Origin of the sequence: Photorhabdus thracensis (assembly GCF_001010285.1) — a bacterium.
In the GTDB taxonomy this organism is placed as follows: Bacteria; Pseudomonadota; Gammaproteobacteria; order Enterobacterales; family Enterobacteriaceae; genus Photorhabdus; species Photorhabdus temperata.
Genome location: NZ_CP011104.1, coordinates 886,789 through 904,137, shown reverse-complemented (window position 1 = coordinate 904,137; position 17,349 = coordinate 886,789). Strand labels below are relative to the sequence as shown.

Here is a 17,349-nt window from a genome sequence, read left to right as displayed (position 1 = left end):
AAAAGATCAGCACCTTGTCATTAATCTGAATCAGACGTTAATCATTGACCAAACATCTCCCGCAACCAGCCCGGCGCTTGTTCTTGTTGCTGAACAGGCTCTGATGTTGCTGCTTGCTGACACAGACTCTGTGGATCATAAGTCCAGACAGGCAATGTTCTCCAGCCACTGCCACCGCTACAATTAAAGCTGCCATCTTGATTAACTGCCATATCGACAATTCCCTCCGGCGGAATGTTGTTCAGCACCAGCGGTGTCTGATTTTCCAGATAACGGCGATACACATTTAACGCACCAGTGGAGCCGGTCAGATTAGTCGGATCGTTGTTATCCCGGCCAACCCATGAAATCACCACTTCTTTGCCATCAACCCCGGCAAACCAGCTATCACGCAGATCATTGGTTGTACCGGTTTTACCTGCCAGATTATAACGGCCAAATTTACCGGCCAGAGAACGGGAAGTCCCATTCGTCACAGCCTGCTGCATACCATACAGCGTCAGGTAAGCCGCCTGAGCCGGTACAGTTCGTTCAGCCTGTGGGTAACTCTGATATATCACAGCGCCATCTTCTGCAATGACAGAACGTAACGCAGAAAGCGTTGCGCGATTGCCGCCACTGGCCATCGTCTGATATTCCTGAGCGACTTCCAGCGGCGTCAGGCTGAGAGAACCCAGTAACATCGCCGGAACCTGCTGGATAACGTCTGCTGGAACGCCAAGCCGGATCAGTGTGTTGCTTACATGATCAAGACCAACAGACAATCCAAGATTTACCGTTGGAATATTCAGTGATCTAGCCAGTGCATCCACCAACATGACTCGTCCACGGAAACGGCGGTCATAGTTTCTCGGCTCCCAAACCTTACTGTTCGGCTGTTTCACGGAAAGGGGTTCATCCGCCAGCCAGGTATTCAATCGATACTGATCAGGTTCACTCAGTGCAGCCAGATAAGTAGAGGGTTTTGCTAAAGAACCAATTGAACGGCGCGCCATCATGGCCCGGTTAAATCCGGCATACTGTGGTCGAGAACCGCCGACCATCGCCCTGATTTCACCACTAATGCGATCGACAACCACCATTGCCCCTTCAAGATCAGCGATTTTGCGGGTTTTTCTCAGGTTAGCAATTCCCTCTTCCACTGCGTTTTCAGCCGCATCCTGGGATACCGGATCAAGCGTCGTAAAGATTTTTACGCCAGATAAATCATTAACTTTATCACCCAGCTTATCCTGCAATTCCTGACGAACCCGCTGCATAAACGCAGGTTGTGGCGTGATGACACCACTTTTCGGTTTTACCCCCAGTGGACGGGCGCTCAGTAGTTTATACAGGTCCTCATCAATAATTTGCTGATTTTGTAAAAGTTTAAGCACCACATTACGGCGCTCAAGAGCCAGTTTAGGATTACGCCACGGGTTATAGAGTGAAGCACCTTTCATCATGCCGACCAGCAACGCCTGCTGATCCAAACTCAGTTCATCCACTGGGCGGCCAAAATAATAAAGGCTCGCCAACGGAAATCCTCGGATCTCTTCATCACCACTTTGCCCCAGATGAACTTCGTTCAGATACAATTCGAGAATACGATCTTTGCTATAGCGGTAATCCATCAAAACCGCCATGTAAGCTTCATTCGCTTTACGTACCAATGTACGTTCATTGGTCAAAAACAAGTTTTTGACCAATTGTTGCGTCAGGGTACTTCCCCCCTGAACGGTACGCCCCGCCGTCAGGTTAGCCAGCATCGCACGCCCGATAGAAAGGATACTGATACCATCATGTTGATAGAAATGACGGTCTTCTGTCGCCAGCAAGGTATTGACCAGTAACTCCGGGAAACCTGAGCGCGGTACAAACAACCGCTGCTCACCATTGGGTGACTGCAACATGGTAATTAGTTTAGGATCAAGACGGAAGAAACCAAATTGACGTTGGTTTTCTATATTTTCTATCCCTGCCAAACGGTTATCACTGAAAGTCAACAGCGCGTGGATCTGCCCTTCTTTACTATCAGGGAAATCAAATGGACGGCGCAGCATTTCAATTGTTTCGCCTCTGACAGAAAACTCCCCAGGACGGGTAATTTTCGTCACCTGACGATACTGCATTCCTTCCAGCAGATGTACCATCTCTTTTTTACTGTAGTTCATGCCCGGTTCAAGGTTGACCATCCGGCCATAAACTGCCGCAGGCAGATCCCAGACTTTTCCGTCAATACGGTCACGGATTTTACCATCCAGATAAACACCATACCCCCCCAATAACACAGCAAAAACAATAAATATTTTGAATAACAGCCAGAACCAACGCCACTTTTTCTTAGGTGGACGGGAATACGTTCCTCTTTTTGTCATGGGTTGATCCTCTTCATCATCGTAGCCATCATCATCATAATCATCATCCAACAAATGCCGTCTTTTCGATGGCGGTTCACGGCGGGATACCGGTTTTTTGCCTTTACGTCCGATTGGTCGACGATCTTCACCAGACATTACAAAACTCTCCAAAGCCATTCAAATGCTGAATAATGGGTATTCATATCTTTTTTAATGAATTTATTCGCCTGCAAGAAAGTTCTTAAATTTCTACTGCGAATATTTTTTTACCCGCCGGGTTGGTGCCGTATTTGCCGGATCATCCGGCCACAGATGTCTTGGGTAGCGCCCTTTCATTTCTTTTTGCACTTCCCGGTATGCTCCCTGCCAAAAAGCAGCCAAATCTTGCGTGATCTGCAATGGCCGCTGGGCCGGCGATAATAATTCAAGCACCAATGCTACCCGCCCTTTTGCCAACGATGGACTTTGCTGCTCACCATACATTTCCTGCATCCGCACTGATAACACAGGTGGTTTATCACTGAAATAATTGATTGCTATCCGGCTGCCGGTAGGAACAGTGTAATAAATGGGCAGCTCATTATCCAGACATTGGCGCTGTTGCCAATCCAATAAACCTGCCAATGCCGGCAACAAATCAATCTGTTTCAAACCTTTCAAATCACGCACATCAATAAGAAACGGCATTAACCAATGATCAAGAGAATCCATCAACGAATTATTATCTACCGCAGGCCACTGTATTTCAGGCAACCATTTAGCCGCACATTGAATACGGGTGCATAATTGCATAGCCTCAGGTGACCAATTCAGCGCTTGTAATCCTTCACTTCGTAACCAGTTTAGTAGGGCCTGTTGTAATTGTTCAGCTGAAGGTTTTGCCAATAGTTGCGCTTTTACTGCCAGGCTCCCACATTGTAGCCGTTTCCATGCCCGCAATGTTCCTTTATTGTCATCCCATTCAACGACATGCTGTTCACAGAATAAATCCGGTTGTTGCTGTACCAATTGTTCAATATCCAACGGACAAGCCAACAAAATGCGGGCATCAGGACTCCTGCTATTTTGTAATAGCGAAGGCACCACCAGCCAGGATTCATCGGATAACTTTTCTTCATAATCAATCATCGCCCCCAGACCATTAGCCAATTGAAAACGACCATGCTTATCCCGGTTTTTGGCTATTCTGTCAGGGAATCCCTGAACCAATAACATTGCAGCTGATCCACGGGCTGGCTCTCCAAAAGCACCTCCCATATTTCTAACCAACTGTTTTGCCCGCCGTAACCACTGAGGCTGGCGCTGTTCAACCCAATAAGTGATATCCGGCTGACCATCACGAGGCGGTTCTTCCAGAATCGCGGTCAGCATAGCGGCGGTCGCCAATGCATCGGCTCCCTGTTCCAAACCGGCACATAACATCGCGGCAAGGCGTGGATCACTGCCGGACTCCGCCATTTTTCTACCCTTGGGCGTCAGCTGATTGTGATGGCTTACCGCGCCTAACTGTAATAAAAGCGATTTGGCTACCGCCAACGACGCCACCGGAGGCATATCCAGCCAATGTAATTGGGAAGTGTCACGACATCCCCACTGCAATAAGGAGAGCCATAAGCTACTGAGATCAGTATTCAAGATTTCAGGTTCACTGTGCTCTGCTGCTCTTTCTGCCTGTTCCTGACTAAACAGATGCCAGCAAATTCCGGCTTCCAACCGCCCTGCGCGGCCAGCCCGTTGTATCATAGAAGCCTGACTGATGCGTTGAGTGATCAAGCGGGTTAGTCCATTTCTGGGTTCAAAACGTGTTGTACGCTCAAGACCGCTATCAACCACCAACCGGATACCCTCAATTGTCAGGCTGGTTTCTGCAATGTTAGTCGCCAGAACGACTTTACGGCGTCCAAACGGTGAAGGTTCGATCGCTTTTTGCTGTTCAGCCAATGATAAAGCACCATATAACGGACAAAGATCGGTATCGGCAGAAACTTTTCCTCTAAGCAGTCCAAATATCCGTTGAATTTCTCCACTCCCCGGCAGAAACAACAGTACAGAACCTTGCTCTTGCTGGAGTAACCGTAATACAACAGTGGCTACACTCTGTTCAAAAGGCTGGTGAGCAGGTAAAGGATGATAATTTCTGGTGACAGGAAAGCTACGCCCTTCAGAAATAATCACCGGCGCATCAGGTAATAAAGAAGAGAGCCGCTGATTATCCAACGTAGCCGACATGATCAAAATCCGCAGATCATCCCGCAACCCTGCCTGTACATCCAACAACAATGCCAGCGCTAAATCAGCCTGTAAGCTGCGCTCATGGAATTCATCCAGAATCACCAGTGAAACACCTTCCAGCATCGGATCTTGCTGTAACATACGGGTTAAAATACCTTCTGTTACCACTTCAAGACGGGTAGCCATGCTCACTTTCGTTTCTGAGCGCATACGATAACCCACGGTCTGACCAGTATTTTCATTCAGTTGAACCGCAAGACGATTGGCAACGCTGCGAGTGGCAATCCGCCGTGGTTCTAACATAATAATACGTCCGGAAAAATCCGCTCTTTTCAGAATTTCCAGTGGCAAACCCGTAGATTTCCCGGCACCGGCAGGCGCATGAAGCAGCACCTGCGGTGAGCTTTTCAGCGCACTCAGGACAGACTCAACGACCTCATATACAGGCAATAAAGACACAAACACTCCATTAAAGAAAGTTAACTTTCAGCGGCCAACATTGTAGCATTGCCTGCTTCAATCTTATGCCATCAGTCATTAAGGAGTTTTTATGGAATTCCATCCTCCCTTACAATCCGCCACCCTGATTCGTCGTTATAAACGCTTCCTGGCTGATGTCATGACACCGGAAGGTGAAACACTGACTATCCACTGCGCCAACACGGGTGCGATGACTGGCTGTGCCACGCCAGGAGATACCGTTTGGTACTCCACATCTGACAATCCAAAACGTAAATATCCCAACAGTTGGGAATTGACCGAAACGCAGGATGGTCACTGGATTTGTGTCAATACGCTCAGAGCAAACGATTTAGTGGCCGAGGCGATTCAACAAAATGTCATTTCAGAATTTTCTGAATACAAAAAAATAAGCCGGGAAGTAAAATATGGCGAAGAGAGCAGCCGGATAGATCTGTTGTTGCAGGCAGAACAACAAGTTAACTGCTATATCGAAGTGAAATCCGTGACGCTTCTCCAGGAAAATTGTGGCTATTTCCCCGATGCTGTTACTACCCGCGGGCAGAAACACTTACGGGAACTACAACACATAACGGAACAAGGACAAAGAGCCGTTTTATTTTTTGCAGTTTTGCATTCTGGCATCAGGCAAGTCGCGGCGGCTGCGCATATTGACCATAATTATTCATCTCTTTTGGAACAAGCGCGAAATTCTGGAGTCGAAGTTATCTGTTATCAGGCAAGCATTACAGAAAAAGGGATGGTTTTAGGCGATAAGTTAACTTTTGTACTAAGTCGTTAATTTATTAATTGACCTAATATTTACAGTTAAGTTGTACAGGGTGTAAAGTCATTCACTGCGTTTGTCTTCACACCATTGTGAAACTAATGGCAGGAACAATTGCCAACCCATGCTCCATCTGCTATTTATAGCGGCCTGTTTTTTTCCCCGCTAGGGGTTTGTTTGATAGTGCGTGTGTTAGGAGAAGTATTATGCAAGAAGGGCAAAAACGTAAAACCTCGTCCTTAAGCATTCTCGCCATCGCTGGGGTAGAACCTTACCAAGAGAAGCCAGGTGAAGAATACATGAACGATGCCCAGTTGGCGCATTTCAAGCTAATTCTTGAAGCATGGCGCAATCAGCTCAGGGATGAAGTAGATCGTACTGTATCTCATATGCAAGATGAGGCAGCGAACTTCCCAGACCCAGTTGACCGTGCAGCGCAGGAAGAAGAGTTCAGTCTTGAATTACGTAACCGTGATCGTGAACGTAAATTGATTAAGAAGATCGAGAAAACACTGAAAAAAGTCGAAGACGATGATTTCGGTTTTTGTGAATCCTGTGGCGTTGAGATAGGCATCCGTCGTTTGGAAGCACGTCCAACCGCAGATTTGTGTATTGATTGTAAAACCTTGGCCGAAATCCGTGAAAAGCAGATGGCAGGCTAATTAATGGTGTTTTGATACGGCGCCTTAACGGCGCCGTACGAACAACCCTCGCTGATCCCTATATGATAAAACCTGAACGTCCCCGCGCTTATATTGGGCGTTTCGCCCCGTCACCTTCTGGTGATCTTCATTTTGGTTCATTAATCACCGCAATTGGCAGCTATTTGCAAGCCAGGGCTTGTCAGGGAAAGTGGCTGATACGAATTGACGACATTGATCCACCGAGGGAGGTTCCCGGTGCCGCCAGCCGTATTCTCCACGCGCTTGAACATTATGGGTTACATTGGGATGATGAGATTCTCTATCAATCTCAGCGCCATGAGGCTTACCGTCATATACTTAATCAGTTGCAACAGCAGGGCTTAAGCTATTATTGCACCTGCACCCGTCAACGTATTCAGCAAGTTAATGGTTTTTATGACAGAAACTGCCGTGAATTAAATCTGCCTGTCAATCACGCAGCAATCCGGCTAAAACAAAGCAACCCTGTTTATGGTTTTAAAGATAAGTTGCAGGGATACCTGAACGCTGATCCTGCCATGGCTGAAGAAGATTTTATTATTCATCGTCGTGATGGCCTATTTGCCTATAATTTAGTGGTCGTTATTGATGATGATTACCAAGGTGTGACTGAGGTAGTCAGAGGCGCTGATTTAATTGAGCCAACTGTCCGCCAGATTGCACTTTATCAGCAATTAAATCTCGGACTACCCGATTACATTCACCTGCCACTGGTTCTGAATAAGGACGGCAACAAACTTTCCAAACAGAATCACGCCCAGCCAATCCCACTGGATGATCCCCGGCCGTTATTGATTGAAGCATTATCTTTCCTTAATCAGCCTGTCATAAAAAACTGGCAAGATCTTTCCCGCGATCAATTGTTGCAAAAAGCAACAGCACATTGGGATCTGGACCGAATTCCACGGCAAGGTAAAATATACAGGTAACGTGAATAAAGTTAAGGTTAGTCATAACAACCATTCTCAAAAAATACACAGTAGGCTATGATTAGCTGCTGTTTTTTATTCGTTTTATATGATTAGTTACTTATCGAGGTGTACCATTTTTAACCGAGTAGCAAATTTCTGCCGTAATTTATTGATCCGCGAGGGGAAAATTGACCGCGAGCTACAGGCAGCCAGTGAAAGGCCAGTCACCGTATCTGACCATTCTACTCAGGAAGAGTATGTAACTCTTCACTCTAATCACCAATCCCCCCTTCAATCCTCATCCAAAGTGAAAACACAAAGGAAGGTTGAACAGGAGAATCTTCATTTGGATTTACCAATAACGGTAATTCCACGGGAGCAGCACAATATTTCCCGCAAAGATATCAGTGAAAATGCCCTGAAAGTGCTTTACCGTTTAAATAAATCCGGCTTTGAAGCTTATCTGGTCGGCGGTGGTGTCCGTGACTTACTCCTTGGCACACAACCGAAAGATTTTGATATTGCAACCAATGCAACACCAGAACAAGTTCGTAAATTATTTCGCAACTGCCGTTTGGTTGGACGCCGATTTCGTTTAGCCCATATTATGTTTGGCCCGGAAGTCATTGAAGTCGCAACATTCCGTGGACCACATGAACAGGCTGATTCTGATGATAAAAATCAATCACAACAGGCTCAGAGTGGTATGTTGTTACGGGATAACATCTTCGGTTCAATTGAAGAAGATGCTATGCGCCGTGATTTCACCATTAACAGCCTCTATTATGGCATCAACGATTTCTCTCTGCGTGATTATGCCGGTGGCCTTAATGATCTGGAAACGGGTGTTATCCGTTTAATTGGCGATCCAGAAACCCGTTATCGGGAAGATCCGGTAAGAATGCTGCGTGCAGTTCGTTTCGCCAGCAAACTGGATATGACAATCAGCGAAGATACCGCCGAGCCTATTTCCCGTCTGGCTTTTCTGCTGAGTAATATTCCACCAGCCCGTCTGTTTGAAGAGTCGTTAAAACTGTTGCAAACAGGTCAAGGTTACAGCACTTATAAACTTCTGCGCGAATACCGCCTGTTTCAACCGCTCTTCCCATTGGTTCAACGCTATTTCACCGAAAATAACGATTCACCTATGGAACGTATGCTCAATCAGGTTTTGAAGAATACCGACTATCGGTTACAAAATGATAAACGGGTTAACCCGGCGTTTCTGTTCGCTGCTATGCTTTGGTATCCATTGGTTGAGCATGCGGAAAAGCTGTCTCAGGAAAGCGGTCTGGCTTACTACGACTCCTTCGCCCTAGCGATGAATGATATTCTGGACGAACAATGCCACTCTATCGCCATTCCCAAGCGCCTGACAACCATCATGCGTGATATCTGGCAATTACAGTTACGTCTGCCGCGCCGCCATGGTAGACGGGCAAACAAACTGATGGAACACCCTAAATTCCGTGCCGCCTATGATCTGCTGGAACTGCGTGCCAATGTCGAAAGCCGCAATGAGCTAAAAGACCTTGCTCATTGGTGGGGAGAATTCCAGCAAGCCAATGCATCACAACAACGGAGTATGATTTCTGAGCTGGGTAGCGATATTGTCCGTCGTCGTACACGACCACGTCGCCACTATAAACCAAGACTGAGCAGGGACAACTGATCATCATGACCCGTGTTTATATCGCTGTCGGCAGCAACCTGGCAGAACCTGTGCAGCAAGTAAAAAATGCACTTGCTGCATTAAAAGATTTACCGGAAACAGAGTTTATTGCCAGCTCTTCATGGTATCGAACCAAACCGATGGGACCACAAAATCAGCCTGACTTTCTGAATGTGGCGGTGGCACTGGAAACCACTCTGGCACCGGAAGAGCTGCTCAATCACACTCAGGCGATTGAACTGGCTCAGGGACGAGTAAGAAAAGATGAACGCTGGGGGCCAAGGACACTTGATCTGGATATCATGCTATTTGGTGATCAGGTGATTAATACCGAACGCTTAACTGTCCCTCACTACGGACTGAAGCAGCGCGAATTCATGCTCTACCCGTTGGCTGAAATCGCCCCTGACCTGATATTTCCTGATGGGGAAGCTTTATCTGAAAGACTGAAACATATCCCGGAAAACGGCCAGCTACTCTGGCAGCTGTCACAGCCCTCAGATCCTAATCATTGCAGATAAGGATCTCAGTTCAGTCCGTGGCCGATTTCTGTACATAACAAGAAAAATTGCAGGAGGAAGATAGATAATGAAACCCATCACCATGACTGATCTGAATCAGCTCAAAAAAGAAAAACGTAAATTCGCCACGATTACCGCTTACGACTCCAGCTTTGCCCAGCTATTTGCCGGGCAAGGTATTAATGTCATGCTGGTTGGTGACTCACTGGGTATGACATTACAAGGGGCTGATACCACCATCCCAGTGACAGTCGAAGATATTGTCTACCACACTCGTTGCGTCCGTGCTGGTGCACCCTATACTTTTCTTATCGCTGATATGCCTTTCATGAGTTACGCCACACCGGAGCAGAGTTGTGAGAACGCAGCCAAACTTATGCGTGCCGGAGCTAACATGGTGAAAATTGAGGGCGGCAGCTGGCTGAACGATACCATTAAGATGCTTACCGAACGTTCCGTACCTGTTTGCGCTCATTTGGGGCTAACGCCTCAGTCTGTTCATGTTCTTGGGGGTTATAAAGTCCAGGGACGTGATGAAAAATCGGCTAATCAGCTGATAAAAGATGCGATGACACTGGAACAGGCGGGCATACAATTGTTGGTACTGGAGTGTGTCCCTACTGAATTAGCTAAACGTATTACCGATGAACTACAAATCCCGGTGATTGGTATTGGTGCCGGTAATGTGACTGACGGACAAGTTTTGGTGATGCATGACGCCCTGGGAATTACCGCCAGACCACCTAAATTTGCGAAAAACTTCCTTGAAGAAGCAGGAAATATGCGTGATGCCATCCGCCTGTATAAAGAGCAGGTAGAAAGTGGCGCCTACCCTGGTAAAGAACACTCATTCAATTAATAAATTACCCTTGTTAGCCCGAAGACTTTGAACACATTAAGGAGTATTAAGCAATGCTGATTGTCGAAACAGTGCCGATTCTACGCCGTGAAATCCGCCGCTGGCGTCAGGAAGGGAAACGCATTGCATTGGTGCCAACAATGGGTAACCTGCACGATGGTCACATGACGTTAGTTGATGAGGCCAAAGGGCAGGCAGATATTGTCATTGTCAGTATCTTCGTTAACCCGATGCAGTTTAATCGTCAGGATGATCTGGCAAGATATCCGCGCACCTTACAAAAAGATTGTGAGAAACTTCACCAACATGGTGTCGATCTAATCTTTGCCCCTTCCGATAAAGAAATATACCCTAATGGTATGAAGCATCAGACGTATGTTGAAGTTCCTGAACTTTCTACCATACTGGAAGGTGCCAGCCGTCCCGGTCATTTCCGCGGTGTTTCAACCGTGGTGAGCAAACTGTTCAATCTGGTGCAACCGGATTTAACCTATTTTGGCGAGAAAGATTTTCAGCAATTACAACTTATCCGCAAAATGATTGCTGATCTGGCTTATGATATTACTTTGGTTTCAGTGCCGACGGTACGCGATAAAAATGGCCTGGCGCTGAGTTCGCGTAATAACAATTTAACAGCCGATGAACATAGAATTGCGCCAGAACTCAGCAAGATCATGAAATCTATCGCTGAAAAAATGGCTCAGGGTGAACGCCACACGGAACAATTGCTCGCTCAAGCTTCCGAACAGCTACGTGAAGCGGGTTTTATGCCTGATGAGTTGTTTATCCGTGATGCTGAAACTCTGGCACCGTTGAATACCGAAAGTAAAAATGCGGTTATTCTGATGGCCGCCTGGTTAGGACAAACCCGATTGATCGATAATCATCAGGTCGATTTAACTCAATAACAGTCTGTTCTGTCAGACGTTATTGACGTAGAAAAATAAAATAACAGGTTCTAATTTGTCATCAAATCAGGAGAAAACCATGTTGCGCACTATGCTACAAGGGAAATTGCACCGGGTGAAAGTCACTCAGGCAGATCTGCATTATGAAGGTTCCTGTGCAATTGATCAGAACTTTATGGATGCAGCCGGTATTCTGGAATATGAAGCCATTGATATCTATAACGTGGATAACGGCGAACGTTTTTCCACTTATGCTATTGCCGCTGAACGTGGTTCCAGAATCATTTCAGTCAACGGAGCAGCGGCTCACCGTGCTGAGGTAGGTCATAAGTTAATTATCTGCTCATATATACAAATTTCTGACCAAGACGCCCGTCATCATAAGCCTAATATGGCTTACTTTGACGGTGATAATATGATGAGCCGTATTGCCAAAGCCGTTCCGGTTCAAGTGGCCTGAATGCAAACCATATGATCAATAATGGGTAGGTTGTGAAGACAGTATAAATATACTTCCCCTACCCATCACCACCACTTAATCACAAAATAATTTACAAATTAAGTCCTCAATCCCCGGCCTGTTTCAATCAAATACCAGGCGACAAAATAAAAAACCGCAATAAACGCAGTCAAAACACCCAACGTTATTGTTAGAGAAACATCGGTAATTCCTAGGAAACCATAACGGAAACCACTAATCATATAAACGATCGGGTTCAATTTGGAGACAGCTTGCCAAAATGGCGGTAATAATGTCAGCGAATAAAATACCCCGCCAAGATAAGTCAGAGGCGTTAATACGAAGGTCGGAATAATGCTGATATCATCAAATGTCTTAGCGAAAATCGAATTCAGCAAACCACCCAGCGAGAACAGAATTGATGTCATCAGTAAAGTGACAACAATCATCCACCATGCATGAATATGAAGCGGAACAAAAAACAGAGAAACCAGTGTCACCAGAATACCGACGCAAACACCACGGGCAACACCGCCACCCACAAAACCCGCAATAACGATGTGTGTCGGAACCGGCGCTACCAGTAGTTCCTCAATACTGCGCTGGAATTTCGCCCCAAAGAAAGAAGAAGAAACATTGGCATAAGAGTTAGTAATCACTGCCATCATAATCAGGCCAGGGACAATAAACTGCATATAATCCACACCGCCCATTTGCCCAATCCGCGAACCGATCAAACTACCGAAAATAATAAAATAGAGTGACATGGTGATAACCGGCGGTAATAAAGTCTGTACCCAGATACGACCAAAACGGGTAATTTCTTTAATCCAGAGCGTTTTTAGCGCCACCCAGTACAACTGAATCATTTACGGTCTCCTTGCTTGTTGTTCATCAAACTGACAAACAACTCTTCCAGACGGTTCGCTTTATTACGCATACTCGGGATCTGAATACCCTGAGCATTTAACTGGGTAAACACACCATTTAACCCCTGTTCACGCTGAACATCGACTTCCAGGGTCGATGTGTCTATCACCCGGTAGTTATATCCGGCAAGTTCAGGCTCTGGGCTTTTCGTCGCCAAATCGAAGAAAAATGTTTCAGACTCCACCTGACTGAGTAAATTTTTCATACTGGTGTTTTCCACCAGCTTACCATGCTGAATAATACCAATATTACGGCACAACATTTCTGCCTCTTCCAGATAGTGGGTAGTCAGAATGATCGTTGTTCCCTGTGCATTCAACTCTTTCAAAAAATTCCACATAGAGCGGCGCAGCTCAATATCAACTCCCGCTGTTGGTTCATCAAGGATTAATAATTTAGGCTGATGCATCAAAGCTCGTACAATCATCAGGCGCCGTTTCATCCCACCAGACAAGTGGATCGCTCGTTGATCGCGTTTTTCCCACAGATCTAATTGTGACAGATAAGTTTTCGCTCTGGCTTGAGCCACTTTTCGCGGTACACCATAGTAACCCGCCTGATTGAGAACAATCTGCAACACCGTCTCAAACGGGTTAAAGTTAAACTCCTGCGGAACAAGACCTAACTGGCGTTTGGCATTGACAATATCCGTATCAATATCGTAGCCAAACACCTTAACCTTACCGCTGCTTTTGTTCACCAAAGAGCTGATAATACCGATTGTGGTGGACTTCCCTGCACCGTTCGGACCCAATAACGCGTAGAAATCTCCTGCTTCTACATTCAGGTCAATCCCACTCAGCGCCTTAACATCACCAGCGTAGGTCTTGGTAAGCTGCGTTAACTCCAATGCATAAGTCATAAATTAAAAAACACCTTTATCATCTGGCCGCCTTTGCGTGCACTATGAAAATATAATGCGCCTTTCCTGACTGGTTTTCTTTGCAAAAACAGTAGAAAGTTGAAAAACAAACAGCAACAAAATATTAAAATTTCAATTGATGTTGTATATGATTCTATCTTAAATAAACGTTATCAGGCTATTAACCATGATGAAAAAAATAGAAGAGCTGCTTGCCAATAACAAGCAGTGGTCAGAATCGGTTAACGAAGAAAATCCAAAATTTTTCAAAGAATTAGCAAAAACTCAGAAACCCCATTTCTTATGGATTGGTTGTTCAGACAGCAGAGTACCAGCAGAAAAACTGATTGATGCCGCTCCCGGTGACTTGTTTGTTCACAGAAATGTGGCAAACCTGGTTATTCATACTGACTTAAATTGTCTTTCTGTCATTCAATACGCAGTAGACGTACTGGAAGTTGAACATATTATTATCTGCGGCCATTACGGCTGTGGTGGTATCGAAGCCGCAATTGACGGCACCGAGCTGGGATTGATTAACAACTGGCTGCTGCATATCCGCGATCTCTGGTATAAACATAGCTCTATGCTGGGTGAATTACCGCCCAATGAACGTCTGAACCGTCTGTGTGAAATCAACGTTGTCGAGCAAGTCTATAACCTTGGTCACTCAACTATTATGCAAGCAGCATGGAAACGGGGACAGAAAGTGGTGATCCACGGCTGGGTTTACGGTATCCATAATGGTCAATTGCAGGATCTTGAAGTGACGGCTGACAGTCGTGAAAAACTGGAACTTGCCTATCGCCAGACCGTATCCAAGCTGACGAATAAGAAGTAAGTTTTCAGGTAACTAACAAAAATACGCTGTAGAAAAGGTTATATTTAACCTCTTCTACAGCGTAATTAAACGAAGATTCATATATACCCGTCATCTTTCAAGTTGCCTCTTTGTTGGCTGCACTCACTCACCCCGGTCACATAGTTATCTATGCTCCCGGGGATTCACTCCCTTGCCGCCGCGATGCATCTTGAAATCCATAGGGTATAGATTTTCATTTTATTAAATCGCCACTTATTTAAATCTCAATTATCTATTTCAATTTCTTTATTTTACGAATGTATGTATATGGTAATAAAAAGAACGTTTTTATGGGAGATCGAATCGCATTACCTGTAATAACAATGTTGACACTTAGGTAAAACCACTCTAAAGTGTCAACAATGTGATAACCGTTACTTGCGAGGAAAGTTCTATGCTTACTCATGTCAGAAAAATTGGAAACTCTGTTGGTACTATTATTCCAGCTCAACTATTGAAATCCCTCCACCTGAAAGAGGGTGACCAATTATCAATTGTCGAAGAACAAGGGAAAATCGTGATCTCTGCGGTAAACCGTCGTCCCAAGTACAAATTAGCCGATCTACTTGCTCTATGTGACTCAGAAGCACCAATGCCTGAAATCTTAAAAGAATGGGATACCAGTAAACCTGTAGGAAATGAAGTGTAATGGCAATATTTCAACGAGGGGATATTGTTGAAGCTTGCTTAAACCCAATCGCTGGTCAAGAGCTGCGAGGTGACAAAAGGCCATGCTTAGTAATAAGTCCATACAATTTTAACAAATTAGGTTTAACAATTATTATTCCTATAACACAAGGAGGAAATTATGCTAGGTTTGCAGGTTTTGCCGTGACACTGATGGGCACTGGAACACAGACTCAAGGAGTTCTATTAGCGAATGGCATTCGTTCCATCGATCTAAATGCAAGACAAGCAAGAAAAATTGAAGAGGCACCGACGTTTGTAGTTAATGAAATTTTAGCCATGGTGTCCAGCATATTGGAATAAATTCTGCTATTAACCAGGGATATCTGCTGATATGGTTCTACGACTGGAAGCCATATTAAGTGCCATGCCGAAATGCAGATAGGGGCGCAGCCCTATATATCATCCCTGAATCACGAAACAAAAACGGCAACCCGCAAGCTGCCGTTTTCAGATTCTGTAAAAATTACTCTTCCAACAAAATCACATGGCCGATATAAGGCAAATGGCGATAATGCTGCGCATAATCAATACCATAACCCACAACAAATTTATCCTCAATTGAGTAACCAATCCACTCAACCGGAACATCAACTTCACGGCGGGAAGGTTTATCAAGCAAAGTACAAATTGCCAGTGATTTTGGCTCACGCAGTGCCAGAATTTCACGCACTTTATTCAGAGTATTACCTGAATCAATAATGTCTTCCACAATCAGCACATGTTTGCCACGAATATCTTCATCCAGATCTTTAAGGATTTTCACATCGCGGGTGGAATTCATACCGCTGCCATAACTGGAAGCCGTCATAAAATCCACTTCATGAGGAACCTGAATTTCACGGCACAAATCAGCCATAAAAATAAATGAGCCTCTCAATAACCCGACCATAACCAGTTCGCTGCCACTGTCACGATAGTGTTCAGTGATCTGTTTTCCCAACTCAGCGATACGTTGCTTAACCTCCTGTTCGGAGATCATAACTTCTACAGTGTGTTTCATTATAAATATAACCAATTGTTTTTAAAAATAATAATCATGATAAAGCGCGGTGAAAATCATGATTATTAGTATGCCGATTGATACGCCGTTCTTTTGAACGGATAAGATACAGCTAACCGACAAATCGTTCTAGTGATTCTAATATCTTGCGTTTCTGTCCACGTTTCATCGTTGGGGAATACTTAACTGCCTTATAAACTTCACTCATACAATAATCAGCGATTTTACCCTTAACAATATTATGATAATCTGTGCTGATCCTTCCCTTAATATCGTTAATATCAAATGCCGCATGAGCATCTATACAATTAACAAACGAATCCCATTGCAAAAATTTATGGTCTTTCTGAGGCAGATCGACTTGACATCGAAGAAGCTCCTGCCGTAATTGGATAAATTCGCTGATTTTAGAATTAATTATCAGAACAAGCAGCGGCTCACAGCAGCAAACCAACAGATATTTTAACTTTGGCGGCCTTGTAAAAGGGCAGTGAAGATAAAGAACATCTCCTATAGCCAAACTCTGCCGGGCTAAAAAATCTGCCCTAAAAGATGCAGGAAATTTGTCACCAAGATTAGTCATCAGCTACTCAGAGAAATTCAGATAAGCAACTAATTTGTCACCATCTTTGCAACTGGCCGCTATCACTTCCAATGGAATCTCACCATTCTGGTCAGCAGCCATCCAAACGCTATCGTGACTGATATCACGTATTTCTTTAAAAGAAAGATTCCCATACTTCTCAATTGCTTCATTTATGCAATCAATATCTGAATCACTGAATACATCCTCATCGAAATTACGTAAAGCACGTACTTGATGATTTCCATTACTGCCTTCTACTGACAGAGATGACCGAATAACATCAACATCACACCCATTCGGGATAAAACGTCCATCACCTCTGGCTATCTTTATAATATCGTAAACATTTTCTGCAACAGGGCCATCTTTCATCGCAAGATAATTGTCACCGGTAATAAGCCGGCCATAACGCTCTAAATGGAGTCTGTCAGCAAAATACAAAATTTTACCCACATGATAAATGTCAGAGATTGGCGTTGTAGAGGCAACGTACAGAATAGCCTCTATAGCCTTTTCTGAATCAAACCTTACACTAAGCATCTCGGCACCTTCATTTAAACAGGACAAATAACACACAAAAGTCTGCGT

General features: G+C 44.8%; 18 protein-coding genes. 11 read left to right on the top strand and 7 right to left on the bottom strand.

The window, feature by feature from the left end; genetic code table 11:
- Positions 1-41: 41 nt before the first annotated feature.
- Both mrcB and hrpB read right to left on the bottom strand, forming a co-directional pair.
- On the bottom strand, positions 42-2,495 hold the full coding sequence (mrcB, locus tag VY86_RS03765; RefSeq protein ID WP_046973979.1) for a bifunctional glycosyl transferase/transpeptidase: 2,454 nt from the start codon (positions 2,493-2,495) through the stop codon (positions 42-44).
- A gap of 93 nt (positions 2,496-2,588) precedes the next feature.
- Entirely contained in the window at positions 2,589-5,030 is a 2,442-nt protein-coding gene (gene hrpB, locus VY86_RS03760; protein WP_046973978.1) for an ATP-dependent helicase HrpB, read from the bottom strand.
- Between the two features lie 91 nt (positions 5,031-5,121).
- Here hrpB and sfsA point away from each other — a divergent pair, with 91 nt between their 5' ends.
- The 8 genes from sfsA (at position 5,122) to panD (ending at position 11,831) form a co-directional block, all read left to right on the top strand.
- Entirely contained in the window at positions 5,122-5,832 is a 711-nt protein-coding gene (sfsA, locus tag VY86_RS03755) for a DNA/RNA nuclease SfsA (protein WP_046973977.1), read from the top strand.
- A 191-nt stretch (positions 5,833-6,023) separates the two neighbouring features.
- Positions 6,024-6,479: an RNA polymerase-binding protein DksA gene (gene dksA, locus VY86_RS03750; protein ID WP_036840254.1), complete on the top strand. Its 456-nt coding sequence runs from the start codon at positions 6,024-6,026 to the stop codon at positions 6,477-6,479.
- A gap of 62 nt (positions 6,480-6,541) precedes the next feature.
- Positions 6,542-7,429, top strand: a complete 888-nt coding sequence (gluQRS, locus tag VY86_RS03745) for a tRNA glutamyl-Q(34) synthetase GluQRS (RefSeq protein ID WP_046973976.1) — start codon at positions 6,542-6,544, stop codon at positions 7,427-7,429.
- Between the two features lie 151 nt (positions 7,430-7,580).
- Positions 7,581-9,083, top strand: a complete 1,503-nt coding sequence (gene pcnB / locus VY86_RS03740; protein ID WP_228939540.1) for a polynucleotide adenylyltransferase PcnB — start codon at positions 7,581-7,583, stop codon at positions 9,081-9,083.
- Positions 9,084-9,088: 5 nt separating this feature from the next.
- A complete protein-coding gene (folK, locus tag VY86_RS03735) occupies positions 9,089-9,604 on the top strand; it encodes a 2-amino-4-hydroxy-6-hydroxymethyldihydropteridine diphosphokinase (protein WP_046973974.1) in 516 nt (171 codons plus the stop codon).
- A gap of 67 nt (positions 9,605-9,671) precedes the next feature.
- Positions 9,672-10,463 (top strand): 3-methyl-2-oxobutanoate hydroxymethyltransferase, encoded by a 792-nt coding sequence (gene panB / locus VY86_RS03730; protein WP_046973973.1) that lies wholly within the window; start codon positions 9,672-9,674, stop codon positions 10,461-10,463.
- A gap of 53 nt (positions 10,464-10,516) precedes the next feature.
- Positions 10,517-11,371, top strand: a complete 855-nt coding sequence (gene panC / locus VY86_RS03725) for a pantoate--beta-alanine ligase (RefSeq protein WP_046973972.1) — start codon at positions 10,517-10,519, stop codon at positions 11,369-11,371.
- A 79-nt stretch (positions 11,372-11,450) separates the two neighbouring features.
- On the top strand, positions 11,451-11,831 hold the full coding sequence (gene panD / locus VY86_RS03720) for an aspartate 1-decarboxylase (RefSeq protein WP_046973971.1): 381 nt from the start codon (positions 11,451-11,453) through the stop codon (positions 11,829-11,831).
- A gap of 98 nt (positions 11,832-11,929) precedes the next feature.
- On the opposite strand, the gene VY86_RS03715 is transcribed toward panD, so the two are convergent.
- Both VY86_RS03715 and VY86_RS03710 read right to left on the bottom strand, forming a co-directional pair.
- On the bottom strand, positions 11,930-12,700 hold the full coding sequence (locus tag VY86_RS03715) for an ABC transporter permease (RefSeq protein WP_023044122.1): 771 nt from the start codon (positions 12,698-12,700) through the stop codon (positions 11,930-11,932).
- On the bottom strand, positions 12,697-13,623 hold the full coding sequence (locus VY86_RS03710) for an ABC transporter ATP-binding protein (protein WP_046973970.1): 927 nt from the start codon (positions 13,621-13,623) through the stop codon (positions 12,697-12,699). Before VY86_RS03710 ends, VY86_RS03715 begins: the two co-directional genes overlap by 4 nt.
- Positions 13,624-13,810: 187 nt before the next feature.
- Between VY86_RS03710 and can the strand changes: the two genes are divergently transcribed.
- The 3 genes from can to VY86_RS03695 all read left to right on the top strand — a co-directional run bounded on the left by can (position 13,811) and on the right by VY86_RS03695 (position 15,475).
- Positions 13,811-14,464: a carbonate dehydratase gene (gene can, locus VY86_RS03705; protein ID WP_046973969.1), complete on the top strand. Its 654-nt coding sequence runs from the start codon at positions 13,811-13,813 to the stop codon at positions 14,462-14,464.
- 415 nt (positions 14,465-14,879) lie between these two features.
- Positions 14,880-15,134, top strand: coding sequence for an AbrB/MazE/SpoVT family DNA-binding domain-containing protein (locus VY86_RS03700; RefSeq protein WP_046973968.1), 255 nt, complete (start codon positions 14,880-14,882; stop codon positions 15,132-15,134).
- Complete coding sequence (locus tag VY86_RS03695) at positions 15,134-15,475, top strand: type II toxin-antitoxin system ChpB family toxin (protein ID WP_046973967.1); 342 nt, start codon at positions 15,134-15,136, stop codon at positions 15,473-15,475. Before VY86_RS03700 ends, VY86_RS03695 begins: the two co-directional genes overlap by 1 nt.
- 163 nt (positions 15,476-15,638) lie before the next feature.
- Here the strand turns inward: VY86_RS03695 and hpt are convergent, their stop codons facing one another.
- The 3 genes from hpt to VY86_RS03680 all read right to left on the bottom strand — a co-directional run bounded on the left by hpt (position 15,639) and on the right by VY86_RS03680 (position 17,301).
- Positions 15,639-16,175 carry a hypoxanthine phosphoribosyltransferase gene (hpt, locus tag VY86_RS03690; protein ID WP_021323144.1) on the bottom strand — a complete coding sequence of 179 codons (537 nt, stop codon included), beginning with the start codon at positions 16,173-16,175 and terminating at the stop codon, positions 15,639-15,641.
- A 112-nt stretch (positions 16,176-16,287) separates the two neighbouring features.
- The gene (locus tag VY86_RS03685; RefSeq protein WP_046973966.1) at positions 16,288-16,758 is read right to left on the bottom strand and encodes a hypothetical protein; all 471 of its coding nucleotides are present in this window, start codon (positions 16,756-16,758) and stop codon (positions 16,288-16,290) included.
- Positions 16,759-16,761: 3 nt separating this feature from the next.
- Positions 16,762-17,301 carry a Panacea domain-containing protein gene (locus tag VY86_RS03680; protein ID WP_046973965.1) on the bottom strand — a complete coding sequence of 180 codons (540 nt, stop codon included), beginning with the start codon at positions 17,299-17,301 and terminating at the stop codon, positions 16,762-16,764.
- Positions 17,302-17,349 lie beyond the last annotated feature (48 nt).

What these genes read in the sequence shown, in the direction of transcription:
- mrcB (WP_046973979.1), bottom strand. Translation starts at nt 2,495, where the DNA reads ATGTCTGGTGAAGATCGTCGACCAATCGGACGTAAAGGCAAAAAACCG.
- sfsA (WP_046973977.1), top strand. Translation starts at nt 5,122, where the DNA reads ATGGAATTCCATCCTCCCTTACAATCCGCCACCCTGATTCGTCGTTAT.
- dksA (WP_036840254.1), top strand. Translation starts at nt 6,024, where the DNA reads ATGCAAGAAGGGCAAAAACGTAAAACCTCGTCCTTAAGCATTCTCGCC.
- gluQRS (WP_046973976.1), top strand. Translation starts at nt 6,542, where the DNA reads ATGATAAAACCTGAACGTCCCCGCGCTTATATTGGGCGTTTCGCCCCG.
- folK (WP_046973974.1), top strand. Translation starts at nt 9,089, where the DNA reads ATGACCCGTGTTTATATCGCTGTCGGCAGCAACCTGGCAGAACCTGTG.
- panB (WP_046973973.1), top strand. Translation starts at nt 9,672, where the DNA reads ATGAAACCCATCACCATGACTGATCTGAATCAGCTCAAAAAAGAAAAA.
- panC (WP_046973972.1), top strand. Translation starts at nt 10,517, where the DNA reads ATGCTGATTGTCGAAACAGTGCCGATTCTACGCCGTGAAATCCGCCGC.
- panD (WP_046973971.1), top strand. Translation starts at nt 11,451, where the DNA reads ATGTTGCGCACTATGCTACAAGGGAAATTGCACCGGGTGAAAGTCACT.
- VY86_RS03715 (WP_023044122.1), bottom strand. Translation starts at nt 12,700, where the DNA reads ATGATTCAGTTGTACTGGGTGGCGCTAAAAACGCTCTGGATTAAAGAA.
- VY86_RS03710 (WP_046973970.1), bottom strand. Translation starts at nt 13,623, where the DNA reads ATGACTTATGCATTGGAGTTAACGCAGCTTACCAAGACCTACGCTGGT.
- can (WP_046973969.1), top strand. Translation starts at nt 13,811, where the DNA reads ATGATGAAAAAAATAGAAGAGCTGCTTGCCAATAACAAGCAGTGGTCA.
- VY86_RS03700 (WP_046973968.1), top strand. Translation starts at nt 14,880, where the DNA reads ATGCTTACTCATGTCAGAAAAATTGGAAACTCTGTTGGTACTATTATT.
- VY86_RS03695 (WP_046973967.1), top strand. Translation starts at nt 15,134, where the DNA reads ATGGCAATATTTCAACGAGGGGATATTGTTGAAGCTTGCTTAAACCCA.
- hpt (WP_021323144.1), bottom strand. Translation starts at nt 16,175, where the DNA reads ATGAAACACACTGTAGAAGTTATGATCTCCGAACAGGAGGTTAAGCAA.
- VY86_RS03685 (WP_046973966.1), bottom strand. Translation starts at nt 16,758, where the DNA reads ATGACTAATCTTGGTGACAAATTTCCTGCATCTTTTAGGGCAGATTTT.
- VY86_RS03680 (WP_046973965.1), bottom strand. Translation starts at nt 17,301, where the DNA reads ATGCTTAGTGTAAGGTTTGATTCAGAAAAGGCTATAGAGGCTATTCTG.